The organism is Pseudomonas sp. P4_C3, assembly GCF_056402075.1.
The window spans coordinates 1-2,102 of the sequence record NZ_JBFUIC010000513.1 but is presented as its reverse complement, the minus strand read 5'-3'; the positions used below and the strand labels follow the sequence as shown (position 1 = coordinate 2,102).

The window sequence follows — 2,102 nt, the reverse complement described above, 5'->3', positions numbered from 1 at the left end:
GCCCCCAGGTGCACATGTCGGCCCGCTCGACCATCATCTGCAAAATGGCCAGTGAATGAGCACGCACGATTCGATTCTCATCAATCTGCGCGCCGTGTTTCCAGAACAGTTCCTGCATCAGCCCGTCGTGCCCGTCCGGCGCGTAGTTCAGGGTCCAGTTTTCTTCCAGTAACTCGTGGATCGATCGCGCATGCTGTCGGGCGTGACCCTCGCGGACCAGCACCGAGGTCTGGTAATCGAGCAAGGTTTCGCAGGCGAATTCCTGGGTCGATTGTGTGGGATGGAGTTGGCCAATCGCGAAGTCCATGCTGCCGTCGCGCAGCAGCGGTTGGGCAACGGCCATCAGGCTTTCGAACAGTTCCAGCTTGATTTGTGGCATCCGTTCGCGAAAAGCCAACACGACTTCAGGCAGGAAGGTCAGGGCAACCCAAGGGGTGATCCCGACGCAGAGCCGGCCTTGAGCCTTGCCACGCATGTGATCAAGCTCGGTCTGTGCGTGCTCCAGTTGCTTGATCACCAGCCGGGCGTGAGTCAGCAGCACTTTGCCATATTCGGTGAAGTTCAGACCGCTGGCGGTTCGGGTAAACAGCGGTAGCTGCTGGCTGGTTTCCAACTCGCGCAGTGCTTTGGTCACAGCGGCCTGGGAAATCTCCAGCGAACGCGCGGCCGCGCGGATACTGCCGGTTTCGGCGCTGGCAATCAGCGCCTGTAATTGATGCAGTTTCATCTGCTCACCCTGGTGACAACTAATGGTTGTCATCATAACCAAACTGCGCCTCCCCAGCCCAGCGCCCGTTCCCTAAGATCGACCCCAACAGCGCTTTCGCTGCCGCACAGCCCCTGTCGAAGGAGAACACCCATGAATGCCGGCCTGGTCCTGCCTGGTATTGCCGCGATGCAAGATGAAATGATCGCGATACGTCACAGTATTCACGCGCACCCTGAACTGGGTTTTGAAGAATTCGCCACCAGTGAGCTGGTTGCAGCGTGTTTGACTCAGTGGGGCTTTGAGGTCAGCACTGGGGTGGGCAAGACCGGGGTCGTTGCCACTCTGAAAAATGGCGAGGGTCGGTCCATTGGCTTGCGCGCTGACATGGATGCGTTGCCGATACAGGAAACCTCCGGTTTGCCTTATGCCAGCCGGCTCGACGGAGTCATGCATGCCTGCGGTCACGACGGACATACAGCAGTCCTGCTGGCAGCCGGTCAGTACCTGGCCCGGACACGGGCGTTCAATGGCACCGTGCACCTGATTTTCCAACCGGCGGAAGAAGGGCTGGGCGGTGCCAGGAAAATGCTCGAGGAAGGGCTGCTCGAACGGTTTCCGTGCGACGCGATCTTCGCCATGCATAACGTGCCGGGTTATCCCGTCGGGCATTTGGGGTTTTACAGCGGACCGTTCATGGCGTCCGCCGACACGGTGAACATCAAAATCATCGGCAATGGTGGCCATGGCGCGGTGCCGCACAAAGCCGTCGACCCGGTGGTGGTCGGTGCCTCGATCGTGATGGCCCTGCAAAGTATCGTCTCGCGCAACGTCAACCCGCAGGAGATGGCGATTATCACGGTGGGCTCCCTGCATGCCGGGAGCGCCTCGAATGTCATCCCGTCCAGCGCCGACCTGAGCCTGAGCGTACGCGCCCTGACCCCCGAGATTCGCCACTTGCTGGAGGTCAGAATCACTGAGTTGGTCAAGGGCCAGGCCGAGAGTTTTGGCGCCCGGGTCCACATCGATTACCAGCATTGCCATCCGGTGTTGATCAACGATCCCGAACAGACAGCATTTGCCCATGAAGTCGCCCGCGACTGGTTGGGAGAGGAACACCTGATCGATGACTTGCGGCCGTTCACGGCCAGTGAGGACTTTGCTTTTGTCCTGGAAAAATGCCCCGGCAGCTATCTGGTGATCGGCAACGGTGAGGGAGAAGGCGGGTGCCTGCTACACAACCCCGGCTACGACTTTAATGACGGCTGCCTGCCGGTGGGCGCGAGCTATTGGGTCAAGCTGGTCGAACGTTTTCTGTGTTGAGACGGCGCATTTTCGCCCGTTGTGCCGGTAAAAAATCTGCGGCCTGAAGAGGAATAAAAATGAACAAGATGAT

At 59.2% G+C, this 2,102-nt stretch carries 2 protein-coding genes; one reads left to right on the top strand and one right to left on the bottom strand.

Annotated elements, in window-relative coordinates; all coding sequences use genetic code 11:
• Window positions 1-763, bottom strand: a 763-nt coding sequence (locus AC1DVH_RS30035) for a LysR substrate-binding domain-containing protein (RefSeq protein ID WP_477756853.1), incomplete at its 3' end; no start/stop codon positions are given.
• 96 nt (window positions 764-859) lie between these two features.
• Here AC1DVH_RS30035 and AC1DVH_RS30030 point away from each other — a divergent pair.
• Window positions 860-2,029: a M20 aminoacylase family protein gene (locus AC1DVH_RS30030; RefSeq protein ID WP_458369537.1), complete on the top strand. Its 1,170-nt coding sequence runs from the start codon at window positions 860-862 to the stop codon at window positions 2,027-2,029.
• The last annotated feature ends 73 nt before the right edge of the window (window positions 2,030-2,102 follow it).